The organism is Burkholderia sp. Ac-20353, assembly GCF_017104785.1.
In the GTDB taxonomy this organism is placed as follows: Bacteria; Pseudomonadota; Gammaproteobacteria; order Burkholderiales; family Burkholderiaceae; genus Burkholderia.
Window position 1 is genome coordinate 1 of record NZ_JAAGPL010000176.1, and the last position, 17,600, is coordinate 17,600.

The window sequence follows — 17,600 nt, forward strand, 5'->3', positions numbered from 1 at the left end:
TAACGCCTGGACGGCGAGCGCGGCGAACAGCGCGAGTACCCAGCCAACCCCGTACACGCCGACGATTGCCGCGTAGCCCGCGAACGGGCCGTCGACCTGCGGATAGCCGCTCGCGAGCCACGGAAAGCCGGTAAACACGGTGCCGCGCAGCCATTCGCCGAGCGCCCACGCGCTCGCGAATGCGAACGCGCCGTGCCAGGTCGGCGCGAATGGCCGCGGGTCGGGCTCGCGCCGGTGCCACGCATGGCCCGCGCAGAACGACCACAGCCCGGCCGAAAACGCCGGGTACAGCGACAGGTACAGCGAAAACAGCACGAGCGCGCCGCCGGCGATCGGTGCGGCCATCTCTCCGTACACATGCATGCTGATGTAGAGCCACCAAATGCCGGAGATGAAGTTGCCGAAGCCGAACGCGCCGCCCGTCAGTGCCGCGCTCTTCCAGCTTGCGGTGCGCGTGAGCTGCGCGAAAAACCAGACGAATACGACGAGCTGCAGCCAGCCGCCATGCGGCGTCGGCGCAAAGGAGAGGGTATTGGCTGCGCCGGCGAGCAGCGCGGCCGGGTAGTGCCAGCGCGGCAGCGTGCGGCCGGGCGCCGGCGCGAGGAGCCCGCCTGCCGGGCGGGACGGGATCGGATCGTCCATGTGAAGCGAAAGTGGGCGAAGCGGTTAAAAGGGACGCTGCAGGGGGCGCCCCGGGGGACGCCCGGGAAGACGCCCGGGGGGACGCCGCCGGGCAGCGTGGCGCTCAGTCCTCGTGCGATGTCTCGGCCCGGCGGCTCGCGAGCGGGTTGCGGCGCACGAGCAGCACGTGGACCTGGCGTGCGTCACCGCGCTGGATCTCGAATACGAGGTTGCCGAGCTGCAGCTTCTCACCGCGATGCGGGACGCGCCCGAAATGGTGCGTGATCAGGCCGCCGATCGTGTCGACTTCGTCGTCGGAGAAATCGGTGCCGAACGTCTCGTTGAACTGTTCGATCTCCGTCAGCGCGCGTACGCGATAGCGGCCGTCGGGTGCGGCGATGATGTTGCCGGCTTCCTCGTCGAAATCGTATTCGTCCTCGATGTCGCCGACGATCTGCTCGAGCACGTCCTCGATCGTGATCAGGCCCGCGACGCCGCCGTATTCGTCGACGACGATCGCGAGGTGGTTGCGGTTGACCCGGAAGTCGTGCAGCAGCACGTTCAGGCGCTTCGATTCCGGGATGAACACGGCCGGACGCAGCATCCCGCGCACGTCGAATTCCTCTTCCGCGTAGAAGCGCAGCAGGTCCTTCGCGAGCAGCACGCCGATCACGTTGTCACGGTTGTCCTCGTAGACGGGGTAGCGCGAGTGCGCCTTCTCGAGCACGAACGGGATGAAATCCTCGGGCTTGTCGGCGATGTTGATCGCGTCCATCTGCGCGCGCGGCACCATGATGTCGCGGGCGCACAGGTCGGACACCTGGAACACGCCCTCGATCATCGACAGCGAATCCGCGTCGATCAGGTTGCGTTCGTGCGCGTCCTGGAGGATTTCCAGCAGCTCGCCGCGAGATTCAGGCTCGGGCGAAATGAAGTCGGTCAGGCGCTCGAGCAGCGAGCGCTTTTCATGGGGTTTGTCGTTTGACTTTCGACTGGGATACGAATCGTTCATGGTGGTGCGCCCGGTTCACGTCGGGGCGCGCTGTCACGGAGTTGGCAAGGATACACCAAGGGCATGGCGCGACCGTGTCACCCCGGCCGGACGGCCGGGACGGGCGGCCGCGCAGGCCCCGCCTGGGGACGGACGGGCGAGGGCGCCACGCCGTCCTTCGGTTTCCATCCTATCTCAGAAAGGCGCGCCGGGGCAGCAGCGGACAAAATCCGGGGCTGGCTGCCGCGCCGTTCGTGGCGGCACCCCATCACCGGCAGCGCGCGAGCAGCGCTTCCAGTGCGCGATCGGGGATGCCGCTCGCGCGCAGCGCGTCGACGGTGCGGCTCACGTAGTCGAGCGTCGTGCCGTAGCGCCCGCTCGCGCAGCCGAATACTTCCTTCACGACGGGATCGGGCAGCTTGCCCGTATAGGTCGGTACGTCGCGGCGCATCACGAAGGCCAGCGCGTTCACGCGTTCACCGTTCTCGAGCGCGCATGGCAGCCACGCGGGCCGGTACGAGCCCATCGGCATTTCGCGTTTCCACAGCGTCTCGAGGTGCGGCTGCGCGGTCGGGCCCGCGAGCCGGAACGCGATGCCGCTGCACGAGCCGCCGCGATCGAGCGCCAGCACGAGGCCCGGCTGTTCCGGCGTGCCGCGGTTTACGCGCGACCACAGATAGAGGCCGCGGTGGTAGCCGTGCACCTTGCCGCGCACCGCATCGACGGTCGGCAGGCCGGGGTTCCAGATCAGCGACCCATAGCCGAACAGCCACAGGTCCCGATGTCCGTCCCAGTCGCGCATCGTGTGCGCGAGCGACGCCGCGAGCTCGTCTTCCGTCAGGAGCCGCCCTTCGCCGATCGACGGCGGGTACGCGGGCGGGAGCGTGGCGGCGTTGCGCATCGGGGGCAGACCGGCTTACTGGTAGGGGTTCGGGAAGCCCAGTTTGGCGAGGATGTCGATTTCGAGCGCTTCCATCTCGGCGGCATCCTCGTCGCTCGTCTCGTGGTCGTAGCCCTGTGCGTGCAGCGCGCCGTGCACGAGCAGGTGCGCGTAGTGCGCGACGAGCGGCTTGCCCTGTTCCTGCGCCTCGCGCTCGACGACCGGGCAGCACAGCACGAGGTCGCCGATCACGGTGCCGTCCGGCGTGTCGTCGTACGCGAAGGTCAGCACGTTGGTCGGGTAGTCCTTGTGGCGATAGCTGTCGTTCAGCGTGCGGCCTTCTTCGTCGCCGACGAAGCGCACGGTCAGCTGTGCGTCGGCGAACAGCGCGGGCGTGATCCATTCGGCGATCAGCTTGCGCTTCGGCAGCGCCTTGCGCAGATCGCTGCCGATCTCGTCGCCGTATTGCACGGTCAGGTCGAGCTCGGGTTCGCGGATCGCGTCGTCGTCGAGGCCGACATCGACGCCAACGTCACGCGGCGCGGGTTCCGCGCCGACGTGCAGCGTGATGCTGTCGTAGTGCTCGGGCTGCAGCGCGAGCTTCGCGCGCATCGACGGATCGGCGTGCTGCGCGACGATCGCGACCGCGGCTTCGCCGGAGCTGCCCGACAGGTCGAACATCAGGCTGCGGCCATCGGCAAAGTCGATCCGCAGCCCCTGCGCATCGACGGACTTGACCTTGCCCTTCGCATCGAACAGCGAAAGACGGAGCGTTTCGGGCGTCGCCTTGTCGGCGCGGGCGGACTTGCGGGAGCGGGACGATTTCATGACGCGGCAGGCAATTGGAACGCGTTGAGCATACACCAAACGGCCGATCCCACCCGAATTCGGCGCTGCGCCACCACGCCCGCAACCACGCCCGCAACCACGCCCGCAACCACGCCCGCAACCACGCCCGCCGCGCGGCCGAAAAAAAGCCCGGCGCGCCGTCGGGCGGGCCGGGCCGGGCCGACGCCGGACGGCGTCAGGCGTCCTGGTGCTGCGCGTGGAACTCGTCGTACGCCTCGACGATCCGCGCGACGAGCGGGTGCCGGACCACGTCGGCGCTCGTGAAGCGCGTGAGCGCGATCCCGCGCACGCCGCCGAGCACCTGCTGCGCCTCGATCAGGCCGCTTTTCTGCGCGCGCGGCAGGTCGACCTGGCTCGTGTCGCCGGTGACGACCGCCTTCGAGCCGAAGCCGATCCGCGTGAGGAACATCTTCATCTGCTCGGGCGTCGTGTTCTGCGCCTCGTCGAGGATGATGAACGCGTGGTTCAGCGTGCGGCCGCGCATATACGCGAGCGGCGCGATCTCGATCATCTGGCGCTCGAACATCTTCGCGGTCTTGTCGAAGCCGAGCAGGTCGTACAGCGCGTCGTACAGCGGCCGCAGGTACGGATCGACCTTCTGCGCGAGATCGCCCGGCAGGAAGCCGAGCCGCTCGCCGGCCTCGACGGCCGGGCGCGTCAGCACGATGCGCTTGACCTGGTCGCGCTCGAGCGCGTCGACCGCGCACGCGACCGCGAGATAGGTCTTGCCGGTGCCAGCCGGGCCGATCCCGAACGTGATGTCGTGCGACAGGATCTGCTTCAGGTATTCGCGCTGCGCGGGCGTGCGGCCGCGCAGGTCCGCGCGGCGCGTGTACAGCTTCGGCGCGGGCTCCTCGAGTTCCTCGTCGTCGACGCGCATCACCGGCTCGTCGAACGGATGGTCGGGGTCGCCGCGGAACCGCACGTCGAGCGTGTTTTCGACGCGGCCGTTGCCGCCCGTGTGACGTACCTCGACGAGCGCGAGCTGGATGTCGTCGACCGACAGCGGATCGCGCGCGCGGTTGTAGAAATTTTCGAGCGCGGTGAGCGCGAGCTTCGCGCCGCGTCCGCGAATCGAGATCCGGTGGCCGCGCCGCTGCATCGTGACGTCGAGCGCCTGTTCAATCTGCCGCAGGTTCTCGTCGAGCGGGCCGCAGAGATTCGCGAGGCGCGCGTTGTCGTCGCGCGGCGCGGTGAATTCCAGTGTCTGGGTGGTCTTCAAAGTGGCGTCGGGCTCCTAATGGAACATCAATGCGGGAACTTCAGTACGGGAACATCAGTGCGTGGCCGTGCTCGCGTCGTCGTGCGCGAGCACGAGTTCGCCGCGCAGCGAGTGCGGATACGCGTGATTGATCTTCACGTCGATCATCTGGCCGATCAGGCGCGGGTGCGACGCGAGCGGCGCCGGGAAATTCACGACCCGGTTGTTCTCGGTGCGGCCCGCGAGCTCGTTCGGGTCCTTGCGCGACGGGCCTTCGACGAGGATCCGCTCGACCTTGCCGACCATCGACTGGCTGATGCGCGCGACGTTTTCCTCGATCGTCGCCTGCAGATGTTGCAGGCGTTTGAGCTTGACCTCGCGCGGCGTGTCGTCGTGCAGGTTCGCGGCCGGCGTGCCGGGGCGCGGGCTGTAGATGAACGAGAAGCTCGTGTCGTAGCTCATCTCGTGCACGAGCGCCATCGTCTTGTCGAAGTCGGCCTCGGTCTCGCCGGGGAAGCCGATGATGATGTCGGTCGACAGCGAAAGATCGGGACGGATCGCGCGCAGCTTGCGGATCACCGACTTGTACTCGAGCACCGTGTAGCCGCGCTTCATCGCCATCAGGATGCGGTCCGAGCCGTGCTGCACGGGCAGGTGCAGGTGGTTCACGAGCTTCGGCACCTTCGCGTACGTGTCGAGCAGGCGCTGCGTGAATTCCTTCGGGTGCGACGTCGTGTAGCGGATCCGCTCGATGCCGGGGATGTCGGCGACGTATTCGATCAGCGTCGCGAAATCGGCGATCTCGTGCGAGCCGGCGGTCAGCGCGCCGCGGTAGGCGTTCACGTTCTGGCCGAGCAGCGTGACTTCGCGCACGCCCTGGTCGGCGAGGCCGGCCACTTCGGTCAGCACGTCGTCGAGCGGGCGCGACACTTCATCGCCGCGCGTGTACGGCACCACGCAGTAGCTGCAGTACTTCGAGCAGCCTTCCATGATCGACACGAACGCGCTCGGGCCCTCGACGCGCGCGGGCGGCAGGTGGTCGAACTTCTCGATCTCGGGGAACGTGATGTCGACCTGCGCGCGGCCGCTCGCGCGGCGCTGGTCGATCATCTGCGGCAGCCGGTGCAGCGTCTGCGGGCCGAACACGAGGTCGACGTACGGTGCGCGCGACACGATCGATGCGCCTTCCTGGCTCGCGACGCAGCCGCCGACACCGATCAGCAGGTCCGGCTTCGCCTCCTTCAGCTCGCGCACGCGGCCGAGGTCGGAGAACACCTTCTCCTGCGCCTTCTCGCGCACCGAGCAGGTGTTGAACAGGATGATGTCCGCGTCTTCGGGAGAGTCGGTCTTTTCGAGGCCTTCGGCCGCATTCAGCACGTCCACCATCTTGTCCGAGTCGTACTCGTTCATCTGGCAGCCGAAGGTCTTTACGTAAACTTTCTTGGTCATGGGGATTCGCCGTTCGCAGTGGTTGACCTGGGGGCGTCGTCAAGAGTGAATCGGGACGGCCGTCGTCCGGGCCGCGCAGCGGACGCCGGGGCACGGGTACGCGCGCGGTGCACGCGAACAAAAAAGCCGTCGGGAAAGCTTTCCATTATAGCTTTTCGTGCCGCCCCGGGCGGCCATGCGCTTGCAGCTGCACGATAGCGGCAGCCGGGGTTCGGACCCCGGCGGCGCCACGCGACCGGGCTTCAACGGCACGCGTTCAGCAGGTCGTCGAGCTCCGCTTCCTCGCGCGCGAAGCGTTCGGCGAGGAAATCGAGCAGCACGCGTACGCGCGGCGCCATGTAGCGCTTGCTGTGATAGATCGCATGCAGCGGCGCCTCCTGGTGCCGCCAGTCGGGCAGCAGCACGCGCAGCCGGCCCGCGCGCACGTCGTCCGCGACATCCCAGATCGACTTCTGCACGATCCCGTGGCCGCGCAGCGCCCACTCGCGGGCGAGGCCGCCGTCGTTCGTCTCGAACGCGTTCGCGAGCGGCACCGTGTAGGTCTGCACGTCGTCGCCGCGCGTGAAGCGCCACGCGTTCAACGGCCCGGACGCGATCGTGATCACGATGCACGGAAAGCGGGCCAGATCCTGCGGATCGCTCGGCAGGCCATGCCGCGCGACGAGTGAGGGCGCCGCGCACAGCACGCGCCGGTTCGCGGCCAGCCGGCGGGCGATCAGCGCGCCGTCGGGTGGCGCGGCGAAGCGGATCGCGAGGTCGATCTCGTCCTGCCACAGGTTCGCCGGCGAGTCGGACGCCGTCAGCGAGAACGTCACGTCCGGATACGCGGCGGTGAATTCGTCGAGCCAGTCGAGCAGCTGGTTGCGGCCGAAATCGGACGTCGACGACAGCCGCACCTTGCCGCCGACGACGTTGCGGCCTTCCTGCAGCATCGCATCCGCATCGTCGAGCGCCTGCAGCGCCTGCCGGCAGCAGTTCAGGTACAGGCGGCCCTCGTCGGTGAGCCGCAGCTGCCGCGTCGAACGCTCGAACAGCCGGGTTGCGATCTTCGCCTCGAGCTTCGCGAGCCGCGCACTCGCGGCGGCCGGCGTCAGGTTCAGCTTGCGCCCGGCGGCCGTGAGGCTGCCGAGGTCCGCGGCTTCGACGAACAGCCGGATATCGCCCAGTCGGTCCATCCGATTTTCCAATAGCGTTTGAAAATGATTCAAATGCTACGCCAATTATCAAATTTCAGCGTATTCGGGACAATGCGCGCACCTTTCGCCGTGTCGTGCGGCGCGGCACATCCGCCCGCGCCCGCGCGCCGGCCGCTTCCGGAGATCATCATGCCCGTTCCGTTACTGGCGCTCGCGATCAGCGCGTTCGCCATCGGCACCACCGAATTCATCATCATGGGCCTGCTGCCCGAGGTGGCGCGCGACCTCGCGGTATCGCTGCCATCCGCCGGGTTGCTCGTGACCGGCTACGCGCTCGGCGTTGCCGTCGGCGCGCCGCTCTTCGCCGTGCTGACGAGCCGCATGCCGCGCAAGGCCGCGCTGCAGCTGCTGATGGGGATCTTCATCGTCGGCAACGTGCTGTGCGCGACCGCGTCCGGCTACGGGATGCTGATGGTCGCGCGTGTCGTCACGTCGTTCGCGCATGGCTCGTTCTTCGGGATCGGCGCGGTGGTCGCCGCGTCGCTCGTGCCGGTCGAGCGGCGCGCAAGCGCGATCGCGCTGATGTTCACGGGCCTCACGCTGTCGAACGTGCTCGGCGTGCCGTTCGGCACGTTCGTCGGGCAGTTGCTCGGCTGGCGCGCGTCGTTCTGGATCGTCGCGGCGTTCGGCGTCGCGTCGCTCGCGGGCATTGCCGCGCTGGTGCCGAACCGCCACGACAGCGGGCCGGTCGGGCTCGGTCACGAAGTGCGCGTGCTGAAGGAGCCGCAGGTGTGGCTCGCGCTGCTGATGACCGTGCTCGGCTTCGGCGGCGTGTTCGTCGTGTTCACCTATATCGCGCCGATTCTCGAAAGCGTGTCCGGCTTCTCGCCGCGTGCGGTCGCGCTGATCCTCGTGCTGTTCGGCGCGGGGCTCACGATCGGCAACACGCTCGGCGGCAAGCTTGCCGACCGCGCGCTGATGCCGTCGCTGATGGCGATCCTCGTCGCGCTGATCGCGGTGATGGCCGTGTTCGCGAAGACGAGCCACCAGCCGGTCGCGGCCGCCGTCACCGTGTTCGTGTGGGGGATCGCCGCGTTCGCGACGGTGCCGCCGCTGCAGGCGCGCGTCGTCGAGAAGGCCGCGAGCGCGCCGCATCTCGCGTCGACGCTGAACATCGGCGCGTTCAACGTCGGCAACGCGGGCGGCGCGTGGCTCGGCGGTCTCGCGCTCGACCACGGCTTCGCGCTCGATGCGCTGCCGTGGGTTGCGGTGGCGGTGAGCTTTGCGGCGCTCGTCGTCACGTGGCTCGCGGCGCGGCTCGACGCGCGCGATCCGGCGCGGCGTGGCGCTGCGCCGGCGCAATAGCGCGGGAACGGGCCGTGGAAGGACGCATTCCTCCGCGATGCTGATAACGGTGTGAAGATAACTTCGTTTGCCCGTGCGAGACCGGGTGATAGCGTCTCGGTATGCGCTTCGATCGATGCGCAAGCCGATGTCCATCCGGCTTATCCCATTCGCAGGGCTGCCCGGCAGCCCGGAGGCAACGCAATGCATTCCACCCTGGCGCTCGTGCGCGATGTGTCTTCCGTCGGGTCCGGCGACACCGCCGATCTCCGGACGCTGGCGTCGTTCGACGTCCTCGAGCAGGTCGTCGGTGTCAATCTCGCGCGGCTGCGCGCCGAGCGGCAACTGTCGCTCGACGCGCTCGCACGGCTGTCGGGCGTGTCGCGCGCGATGCTCGCGCAGATCGAATCCGCGCGCAGCGTGCCGTCGATCAAGGTGCTGTGCAAGATCGCCGCCGCGCTGAAGGTGTCGGTCGCCGCGTTCCTGCGCCGCCACGCGGTGAACGGCTTCGAGCATCTCGCCGCCGACCGCGCAGCGCGCGTCGTCAGCTCGAACGGCCGCTTCTCGGCACGCGCGCTCTATCCGGAAGGCGAGCCCGCCGCGGCCGAGTTCCATGAGCTGCGGATCGCGCCGCTGCATACCGAGCCCGGTGCGCGCCGCGCGCCGGGCACGACGGTCAATCTCGTCGTCAGCGAAGGCACGCTCGAGGTGAGCGTGCACGACCGCCGCCAGTTGCTCGCGACGGGCGACGCGATCGTGTTCGACGCCGACCAGCCTTACAGCCTGCGCAATCCGGGCGACAGCGAGGTGCGTGCGTTCCGCGTGACGGTGAGCCCCGAGGTGCCGCCGCGCTGGCGCGTGGCGGAAGCGGCGCGCGTGGCTGGCTAGTGCTTTGCGCAGCGCGCAAGTGCGGCCGGCCAGTCCGTTCGGACGATGTTTTTAGACGGGGTCGTCAGTAAGGTTATCGATACCGTTCGCTGCATCGCGCGTGCAGCTGTTGTATGCTTTGCCCGCCGGAAATGGGTAGACCCCAGCCGGCAATCAGTGCGTCTTCAGGGCGGGGCGGAATTCCCCACCGGCGGTAGGCTGGCGTAAGCCGGCGAGCCCGCGAGCGCCCGCGCTTCAGCGCGGGGTCAGCAGATCTGGTCGAATGCCAGAGCCGACGGTCACAGTCCGGATGAGAGAAGATGTGCAGATAGTCATGTCCGTCAGGGCCGCTTCGCCGTGCGTGCGAAGCGGGTTGTCGTTCTGTCTGTTTGCAATGCCCTGAAACGTTTTTCGCCCATATCGTTTTGCGAGGAGCGTTTCACATGTCCTTCAAGTCCCCCGTTTCGTCTGCCAGTTTGTCCCCGGCTTTGTCCGATTCGTCGGCGCCCGCCGATGCCTTCGCCGATTTCCCGTTGCTCGATTCCGAACCGGTGCCGCCGCGCATCGCCGCCGCGCTCGACGCGTTGCGCGCGGGCCGTGCGGTCGTGTTGCAGGACGATCACGACCGCGAGAACGAGGCCGACCTGATCGTCGCCGCCGAGCGGATCACGCCGGAAACGATGGCGCTGCTGATCCGCGAATGCAGCGGGATCGTGTGCCTGTGCCTGACCGACGACAAGGTGCGCGCGCTCGCGCTGCCGCCGATGGTGCAGACCAACGAGAGCAGCAACGGCACCGCGTTCACCGTGTCGATCGAGGCGCGCGAAGGCGTGCATACGGGCGTGTCGGCGGCCGACCGCGTGACGACGATCCGCGCGGCGATCGCCGACGACGCGACGCCGCACGACATCGTCCGCCCCGGGCACGTGTTCCCGCTACGTGCGCAGCCGGGCGGCGTGCTCGCGCGCCGCGGCCACACCGAGGGGACCGTCGACCTGGCGATCCTCGCGGGGCTGAAGCCGGCCGGCGTGCTGTGCGAGCTGATGAATCCGGACGGCACGATGACGCGCGGCGACGACGTCGCGCGCTTCGCGCAACAGCATGGCCTGCCGATGCTGACGATCGCGGAGCTGGTCGAATTCCGCGAGGCGCTCGCTGCTGCGCGCGAGCGGTGCTGCGAGCCGGCGTAAGCCGGAGCGGGGCGGGCGCGTTCGCGCGCCCGACGCGTGACGTCGCGTGCGCGAACGCATACGCGACGTCGGCGGCCTGAACGGCCTGAACGGCCGTCAGGACTGCACGTCGCCGAACTCGCCGCGCATCCCGGCGGCGACGAGAGACGGCAGTTCGTCCATCTTCCGCATGATTCGCGTGATGCCCATCGCGCGCAGCGCGTCCGCGTAGTTGTCGGGGATGTGGCTCGCGCCGACGAACGCGATCGTCTTCATCCCGGCCGCGCGCGCGGCATTCAGGCCCGAGATGCTGTCCTCGACGACGATGCAGCGTTCGGGCGCGACGCCGAGCGTGCTTGCCGCGTGCAGGTACACGTCCGGGTAGGGCTTCGGCCGCGCGACCTGCTCGGCGCTGAACACGCGCTCGCCGAAGATCTCGGTGAGCGCCGCGCGCTTCAGCGAGCTGCGCACGCGCGCGAGGCGGCTGTTCGACACGACCGCCACGGGCAGGCTCACCTTCAGCAGCGCATCGCGCACGCCGGTGATCGGCGCGAGCGACTGCGCGAGACCGACCTCGATGTTGTGCTCGATCGTCTCGAGGAAGTTGTCGGGCATCGTGATGCCGTACTGCGATTCGAGCCCCTTGAGGAAGCGCGACGTCTGCTGGCCGAACGCGGTCTTCGCGGCGGCTTCGAAATCGATGTGCGGGAACGTGGCGGACAGCGTGTCGAGCAGTACACGGTCGGCAATGACTTCGCTGTCGACGAGTACGCCGTCGCAGTCGCAGATGAGGTGATCGAGCATGATGGTGAAGAAGCGGGGCGTCGGCGGCACCGACCTGGCGCCATGATACGTGCTTTAGCTTACGCGCCGCCAAACGTGCTGCCGAACGTGCCGAGCATCATGCTGCCGATCGCGCCTGCGAGCGCGAACGGCGGCCCGCCTGCGTGGCCCGCCGTCGCCGCTGCCGCGTTCAGACTTCGACCACGCGCCCCGTCTGCCACGACGTCATCGCCGCTTCGGCGAGTTCGAGTGCCGCGAGCCCGTCCTCGATCGTCGTCCTGACCGGCGAGCCGTCGCGCAGCGCGTCGACGAAGTGCGCGATTTCGGCCGCATACGCGTGCCGGTAGCGCTCGAGAAAGAACGGCTCCGGCACATCGGTCGCAATGCCGCCGGCCGACCACGCGGTGACCTCGGTCGGCCGCACGTTGCCGGCCTGCAGCATCCCGTTGCTGCCGAGCAGTTCGAAGCGCTGGTCGTAGCCGTACGCAGCCCGCCTTGACGTATTGATCTGGCACAGCAGCCCGCGCTTCGTGCGGATCGTGACGGCCGTCGAATCGATGTCGCCCGCTTCGCGCACGGCCGGATCGGTCAGGCAACTGCCGGTCGCGTGCAGCGTCTGCGCTTCGTCGCCGAGGATCCAGCGGAACACGTCGAAGTCGTGGATCAGCATGTCCTTGAAGATGCCGCCCGAGCTCCTGATGTAGTCGACGGGCGGCGCGCCCGGATCGCGGCTCGTGATGATCAGCATTTCGGGGGCGCCGATCTCGCCGCGCTCGACGCGCGCCTTCAGTGCCGCGAAGGTCGGATCGAAGCGGCGCTGGAAGCCGATCATGCAGGTGACGCCGTTGCGCCGGACGGCGTCCGCGCATTCGCGCGAGCGTGCGACCGTCAGGTCGATCGGCTTTTCGCAGAACACGGCCTTGCCGGCCTGCGCGGCCGCGACGATCAGGTCCGCATGCGTATTCGTGCTGGACGCGATCACGACCGCCTGCACGGCGGGATCGCCGAGTGCCCGCTCGACATCGACGGCCTCGGCGCCATGCGCGTGCGCGAGCGCCTGCGCGGACGGCGCATGCATGTCGACCACGTACCTGAGCCGCGCACCCGGCAGGCGCGCCAGGTTCGCCGCGTGAATCTTGCCGATTCGTCCCGCGCCGAACATCGCAAACTCGATCATTCTGTTCTCCTGTTGACTTCGTTTCTTGCGTGGCAGTTGCCGCGGCGGTGTCCGCCGCCGGGCCGTGCTTCCGGTCGCGCGGCCGGCAACGTCTGCCGAGCTGCGCGACCGGATCGGTTGTCAGCGCGCCGCCAGTTCGGTGCGCACGTAGTCGATGCTGGCCCGCAGCCGGTCCTCGATGTCCGTGGCTTCGGCGATTTCGCTCGCGAACGGCTCGAACGAGAACGCGCCGCGGTAGCCGCGCGCGAGCAGTTCGCGCAGTTGACGGATGTTGCCGAGCCGGTCGGCGCCGCCGACCAGCACGCGATGGCCGTCGCGCATCCGGTCGACCGGCAGGTCGCTTTCCTCGACGCCGGAGATGTGCACGAGGCCCGTCAGGTTCGGGAAGAAGATGTCCTCGCCCGACAGGTGATGGTGGAACGTGTCGTGCACGAGCCGGAACACCTGTTCGCCCGCCGCGTCGTAGATGCCCTTCACTGCATCGGACTTGCGGCGCAGCGCGCACTCCTCGAAGCCGAGCGGCTCGATGAAGCCGAGCAGGCCGCGCGCGTCGAGGATCGGTTTGAGTGCCTTCAGCGCCTTCACCAGATCCGCATGGCGGGTGTCCGCGCTGCGGGTGTCGCTGCGGCTGTTGGTCGGACACAGCACCAGCGCACGCGCGCCGCATTGCGCCGCGTAGTCGGCGAGCACGGTCGCCTCGTCCGCGCGCTCGCCGTTCCATTGCTCGAAGCGCTGCAGCGCATTGATCGTCAGGATCGTCAGGCCGCCCGCGTCGGCTGCCGCGCGCACGGCGTCGGCCGGCGTGCCGTCGTTGATCTCGACGCCGTCGAGATCGTTGCGGATCTCGATCGTGTCGACGCCGACGCGCCGGCACAGCGCGACGTACTGATCGAGCGGTATATGCGGCGCGCTCATCCGGTTCAGGGAAAAGTGGAAGGCTTGCGTCATCGTTCTGTCCTCTGGTGGGGGTGCGTGGTCCGAATCAGGTAGCGGTGCGCGCGGCGGCGTCGTCGGCCGGCTGCGCGGCGAGCGTGCGCCACGTATCGCGCAGCCATTGCGCGCACGCGACGTTGTTGTCGAAGATCGAGTAGCGCGCGCCGCCGCCGTAATCGGGAAACGGAATGAACTCGCAGCTGATCTGCTCGAGCCGTGGCGGCCGGCGGTGCGCATGCCATTGCAGCAGCTGGCGCAGCGCGTCTTTCCAGGTGCCGAGCGATGCCGCGTGCCATTCGCCGTGATAGGCACCCGGCGCGGGCGCGACGAACGGATACTGGATGCCGCGGCCCGGCCGGCCGTCCGGGCCGCGCATCCAGCGGTTCGCCGGATTGTTCGGGATCACGCTGCGCGCGTGCGCATGCCGCACCCAGCCGCGCGCGATCCAGTCCGCGTACACCGCAGCGGGCGACGCGGGGTCGAGCACGAGCCGACCGCTTTCGACCTGCTCGCGTATGCCCGATGCATCGAGTTCGGCACGATTGCCGATCTTGAACAGCAGGTGCGAGTGGTCGAGCGTGATCCGGAACGGCGCGCCGGCCTGTTCGACCTGCTGCGCGACGCGCGCGATGCGGGTGAAGTCCTCGCTCCACATGTCGACATGCACTTCGAGGCTCGGCAGGCAGCCGACCGGCTCGCCGCGCTCGTACGCGCGCAGGTAGAAATCGGCGACTTCGCCGTCCGACAGCGGATGGCCGTCCGCATGGCGTGCGTACAGCTGGCAGTTGAGCACGGTGCTGCCGAACCGCGCGCCCGCGTCGATGATCTCCGCGACATGCGCTTCGTCGCGGCCCGCGCACCAGATGCCGCCAATCACGCGGATCGGCAGCGCATGGCGCTCGACCAGCGCGAAACAGGGTGTGAGGTCCTCGCCCCGCGCCGGGTTCTTCTCGACGTAGTCGAATACGCTGGCGTCGGCGATCATCCGGAAGCGCTCGGCGGGCGTGGGCGGCGGCAAGCCGTCGTGTTCGAGCACGCCGTCGAGGTTCACGCCGATGAGTATCGGTTCAGCCATCGTTTCCTGTCCGTTGTTGTCGTGGATGGCTGCCAAATGTACGGACGCGCCCCGCGGACTGCATGACAAACAGTGACGAAAAATCGCCAATGCGATGGTCGATTTTTTCGTGATGGCCGTTCGGCGCGCGGCGGAGGCGCAGACCCGACCGCCGTCGGTGCGCAGGGGCGGCGGGGCGCGGGCGGCGCGAATGGCACGGTCTGCACGATCGGCACGAACGGCCGGCAACGCCGCGCGACTCAGGTCTGCAGGTAAGGGCTCATCCTGACGTTCGCCGAGCAGAACACGCGAAACTCGACCGGATCGCCCGGTGGCGGCTGCTCGACGATCCCGCATGCGTGCAGCACGTGCTGCAGCGCGGCGATCGCTTGTCCGTCCGGATCCTGGTCGATCGCGATGTCCATCGTGCCGGCCTCGATGTAGGTCCGGTGCAGATCGAGCATCTCGTGTCCGATCCAGACGACGCGGCCGGCCACGCCCTGCTTGCGCAACGCGGCCTCGACGCCGGCCGAGCCCGCGCCGCTGTTGTAGATCCCGACCACGTCGTCGTGCGCGTGCAGCGCCTTCGTCACCGCGCGATAGCAGCGGTCGTCCTGGTCGAGCGTCTCGACCGGCTCGCCGTCGCAGGTCAGGCTGGCGAACGCGTCGGCCAGCTGGTCGATGCAGCCGGCCATCCGGTCCGCGTGCGCGCGGTAACCCATCCGGCCGCCCAGCAGCAGAATCCGGCCGGGCCGCGTCGTCAGTCGGCCGAGGTAATAGCCGGCGGTGCGTCCGGCGCGATAGTTGTCGATGCCCGCGTAATGCGCGCGCGCGATCCCGCCGATGTCGGTGACCATCGTGACGACGGTCTCGCCGCGCGCGATCGCGTTCGCCAGCGCGTCGCGCACGCGCGCGGTGTCGCGGGCGGTGACGATCAGCGCCGCGCGCCGGTACGCGGGCCGTTCGATCAGCGCGGCGGCCCGCTCGTCGTCGGCAGCGGGCAGGATCGTCCGGTGCACGACCACGCGCCGGTCGAGCATCTGCAGCGAGCGCTGCAGCGCCTGCTGCAGCCGCCGGAAAAACGGCGCGTCGGTGTCCGGCAGCAGCACGTCGACGTGGATCAGCCCGTGCCGCGTATCGGGCAACTGCCGCGGCACGCCGAGCTGCCGGGCCGCCGCGACCACGCGTTCGCGCGCCTGCGCGGACACGCTGCCGCGCTCGTTCAGCACGCGGTCGACGGTGGTCGTGCTGACCCCCGCGAGCGCCGCGATCTCGGTGAAGCGCGCAGTGCGCTTGCGCCAGCGGGGGCCGGTTTCGCCTGCCATCGTGTCGTCTCCATCTTCATTTTCATCGTCGCCATCGGGTGCGTGGCGCTGCCCAGTACGCTAGAGCGATGACGAAATTTCGTCAACGTTTCCGTTGAGCGGGCCGTGTCCGTCGCCTAATTTTGCTTCCACACCGAAGCGCTCGCGGCGTCGCGCTTCCCACGCACAAGGAACCAAGGAGACACGGGTGGCCCATATGAACGACCAGGCGCGCGATCGCAACGCAGCGGCGCGCCGTCAGGAATACCGACTGATCGGCGGCGCCGGCGAGCGCGCCCGCGCGGCGGGGCTCGTCAACGCGCAGTGGTACCGCTGTCCGGTACCGCGGCCAGTGATGAAGCAGCTGATGCAGCGTGACGACGCGCGCGCGATTCGCGACACGCTGCTCTGGTATGCGGCGATCGTGATCAGCGGCCTCATCGCATGGCTCGCGTGGCGCGCGCATTCGGCGTGGGCCGTGCCCGCGTTCTTCGTGTACGGCACGCTGTACTGCAGCCCGGCCGATTCGCGCTGGCACGAGTGCGGGCATGGCACCGCGTTCCGCACGCGCTGGATGAACGACGTGCTGTACCAGGTCGCATCGTTCCAGGTATTTCGCCGTGCGACGGTGTGGCGCTGGAGTCATGCGCGCCATCACACCGATACGCTGGTGGTCGGGCGCGATCCGGAAATCGCCGCGCCGAGGCCGACCGACTGGCTCGGGCTCGCGCTGAACGTCGTCGCGCTGAAGCATGTGGCCGGCGAGCTGCGCAAGATGATCGCGAATGCGTGCACCGGCCGTCTCGACGACGACGAGCGGACCTTCGTGCCCGAGTCGGAATGGCCGAAGGTCGTACGCGAGACGCGCATCCATCTTGCGATCCATGCGGGCGTGATCGGCGCGTCGCTGTACTGGCATACGATCCTGCCGCTGCTCTATATCGGCCTGCCGAGCCTGTACGGCGCGTGGCTGTACCTGTACTTCGGCCTCACGCAGCACGCAGGCATGCCCGAGAACGTGCTCGATCACCGGCGCAACTGCCGGACCGTGATGATGAATCCCGTGTTCCGCTTTCTCTACTGGAACATGAACTACCACGTCGAGCATCACATGTACCCGATGGTGCCGTTCCATGCGCTGCCGCGGCTGCACAAGGCCGTCAAGGCCGACATGCCGCCGCCGTACCCCGGCACGCTGGCCGCGTACGCGGAGATCGTGCCGGCGCTGATCCGGCAGACGCGCGATCCGTCCTACCAGATCGTGCGGCCCGTGCCGGGCGCCGCGCAGGCCTGACCGGCATCCACAACCAATGACACAGGAGACACGAATCATGACGCAATGGATCGACACCGGCGCACTCGACGACATCGACGACGAAGACGTGGTGCGCTTCGATCACGCGGGGCATACCTATGCGATCTACCGGGTCGACGGCAACATCTACGCGAGCGACGGGCTGTGTACGCACGAGCACGTGCATCTCGCCGACGGGCTCGTGATGGACCACGTGATCGAGTGCCCGAAGCACAACGGGCGCTTCGACATTCGCGACGGCCGGCCGCTGTCCGCGCCGGTCTGCGAGAAGCTGCGCACGTACCCGGCGAAGGTCGAGGACGGCCGCATCCTGATCGAGGTCTGAGCGCATGGCGAACGAGCGTGTGATGGCGATCGTCGGCGCGGGGCATGTCGGCGGCCGCGCGGCGCAGACGCTGCGTGAAGCAGGGTGGCGCGGCGGCATCGCGCTGATCGGCGCGGAGCCGCATCTGCCGTATGAGCGGCCGCCGCTGTCGAAGGGCGTGCTGACCGGCGAACGCAGCGCGGAGCAATGCCGGCTGCGCGCG

General features: G+C 68.6%; 17 protein-coding genes, 1 pseudogene and 1 riboswitch. Of the genes and pseudogenes, 6 read left to right on the forward strand and 12 right to left on the reverse strand.

The annotated features are described in order from the left end of the window. From G3N94_RS32050 to G3N94_RS32080, 7 genes and pseudogenes are all read right to left on the reverse strand, one after another. Positions 1-642: pseudogene (locus tag G3N94_RS32050) on the reverse strand (apolipoprotein N-acyltransferase); the annotation flags it as partial. Between the two features lie 103 nt (positions 643-745). Then, positions 746-1,633, reverse strand: a complete 888-nt coding sequence (locus G3N94_RS32055; protein ID WP_205797461.1) for a transporter associated domain-containing protein — start codon at positions 1,631-1,633, stop codon at positions 746-748. A 247-nt stretch (positions 1,634-1,880) separates the two neighbouring features. Beyond that, positions 1,881-2,513 carry a gamma-glutamylcyclotransferase gene (locus G3N94_RS32060; RefSeq protein ID WP_205797470.1) on the reverse strand — a complete coding sequence of 211 codons (633 nt, stop codon included), beginning with the start codon at positions 2,511-2,513 and terminating at the stop codon, positions 1,881-1,883. A gap of 15 nt (positions 2,514-2,528) precedes the next feature. Beyond that, on the reverse strand, positions 2,529-3,320 hold the full coding sequence (ybeY, locus tag G3N94_RS32065; protein ID WP_205797472.1) for an rRNA maturation RNase YbeY: 792 nt from the start codon (positions 3,318-3,320) through the stop codon (positions 2,529-2,531). Between the two features lie 196 nt (positions 3,321-3,516). Beyond that, positions 3,517-4,563, reverse strand: coding sequence for a PhoH family protein (locus G3N94_RS32070; protein WP_205797474.1), 1,047 nt, complete (start codon positions 4,561-4,563; stop codon positions 3,517-3,519). A gap of 54 nt (positions 4,564-4,617) precedes the next feature. Next, the gene (miaB, locus tag G3N94_RS32075) at positions 4,618-5,991 is read right to left on the reverse strand and encodes a tRNA (N6-isopentenyl adenosine(37)-C2)-methylthiotransferase MiaB (RefSeq protein WP_205797476.1); all 1,374 of its coding nucleotides are present in this window, start codon (positions 5,989-5,991) and stop codon (positions 4,618-4,620) included. Positions 5,992-6,233: 242 nt separating this feature from the next. Then, positions 6,234-7,166 carry a LysR family transcriptional regulator gene (locus G3N94_RS32080; RefSeq protein ID WP_205797478.1) on the reverse strand — a complete coding sequence of 311 codons (933 nt, stop codon included), beginning with the start codon at positions 7,164-7,166 and terminating at the stop codon, positions 6,234-6,236. Between the two features lie 150 nt (positions 7,167-7,316). Between G3N94_RS32080 and G3N94_RS32085 the strand changes: the two genes are divergently transcribed. The 3 genes from G3N94_RS32085 (at position 7,317) to ribB (ending at position 10,528) form a co-directional block, all read left to right on the forward strand. Next, positions 7,317-8,492, forward strand: a complete 1,176-nt coding sequence (locus G3N94_RS32085) for an MFS transporter (RefSeq protein ID WP_205797480.1) — start codon at positions 7,317-7,319, stop codon at positions 8,490-8,492. A gap of 183 nt (positions 8,493-8,675) precedes the next feature. Next, entirely contained in the window at positions 8,676-9,359 is a 684-nt protein-coding gene (locus G3N94_RS32090; protein WP_205797482.1) for an XRE family transcriptional regulator, read from the forward strand. Between the two features lie 156 nt (positions 9,360-9,515). Further along, positions 9,516-9,664, forward strand: a riboswitch (FMN riboswitch). Positions 9,665-9,781: 117 nt separating this feature from the next. Then, positions 9,782-10,528, forward strand: a complete 747-nt coding sequence (gene ribB / locus G3N94_RS32095; RefSeq protein ID WP_205797484.1) for a 3,4-dihydroxy-2-butanone-4-phosphate synthase — start codon at positions 9,782-9,784, stop codon at positions 10,526-10,528. A gap of 96 nt (positions 10,529-10,624) precedes the next feature. Here ribB and G3N94_RS32100 read toward each other — a convergent pair whose 3' ends face one another. From G3N94_RS32100 to G3N94_RS32120, 5 genes are all read right to left on the reverse strand, one after another. Further along, positions 10,625-11,311, reverse strand: coding sequence for an HAD family hydrolase (locus tag G3N94_RS32100; protein ID WP_205797500.1), 687 nt, complete (start codon positions 11,309-11,311; stop codon positions 10,625-10,627). Positions 11,312-11,480: 169 nt separating this feature from the next. Then, entirely contained in the window at positions 11,481-12,467 is a 987-nt protein-coding gene (iolG, locus tag G3N94_RS32105) for an inositol 2-dehydrogenase (RefSeq protein WP_205797486.1), read from the reverse strand. Positions 12,468-12,587: 120 nt separating this feature from the next. Further along, positions 12,588-13,415: a TIM barrel protein gene (locus G3N94_RS32110; protein WP_205797488.1), complete on the reverse strand. Its 828-nt coding sequence runs from the start codon at positions 13,413-13,415 to the stop codon at positions 12,588-12,590. 34 nt (positions 13,416-13,449) lie between these two features. Then, positions 13,450-14,475 (reverse strand): xylose isomerase, encoded by a 1,026-nt coding sequence (locus tag G3N94_RS32115; RefSeq protein WP_205797490.1) that lies wholly within the window; start codon positions 14,473-14,475, stop codon positions 13,450-13,452. A 239-nt stretch (positions 14,476-14,714) separates the two neighbouring features. Next, on the reverse strand, positions 14,715-15,779 hold the full coding sequence (locus tag G3N94_RS32120) for a LacI family DNA-binding transcriptional regulator (protein ID WP_205797492.1): 1,065 nt from the start codon (positions 15,777-15,779) through the stop codon (positions 14,715-14,717). A 187-nt stretch (positions 15,780-15,966) separates the two neighbouring features. On the opposite strand from G3N94_RS32120, the gene G3N94_RS32125 reads away from it, so the two are divergent. The 3 genes from G3N94_RS32125 to G3N94_RS32135 all read left to right on the forward strand — a co-directional run. Further along, positions 15,967-17,052, forward strand: coding sequence for a fatty acid desaturase family protein (locus tag G3N94_RS32125; RefSeq protein ID WP_205797494.1), 1,086 nt, complete (start codon positions 15,967-15,969; stop codon positions 17,050-17,052). Between the two features lie 37 nt (positions 17,053-17,089). Further along, the gene (locus G3N94_RS32130) at positions 17,090-17,398 is read left to right on the forward strand and encodes a non-heme iron oxygenase ferredoxin subunit (protein WP_205797496.1); all 309 of its coding nucleotides are present in this window, start codon (positions 17,090-17,092) and stop codon (positions 17,396-17,398) included. 4 nt (positions 17,399-17,402) lie between these two features. Beyond that, the coding region (locus G3N94_RS32135) for an FAD-dependent oxidoreductase (protein ID WP_205797498.1) at positions 17,403-17,600 on the forward strand (198 nt) is incomplete at its 3' end.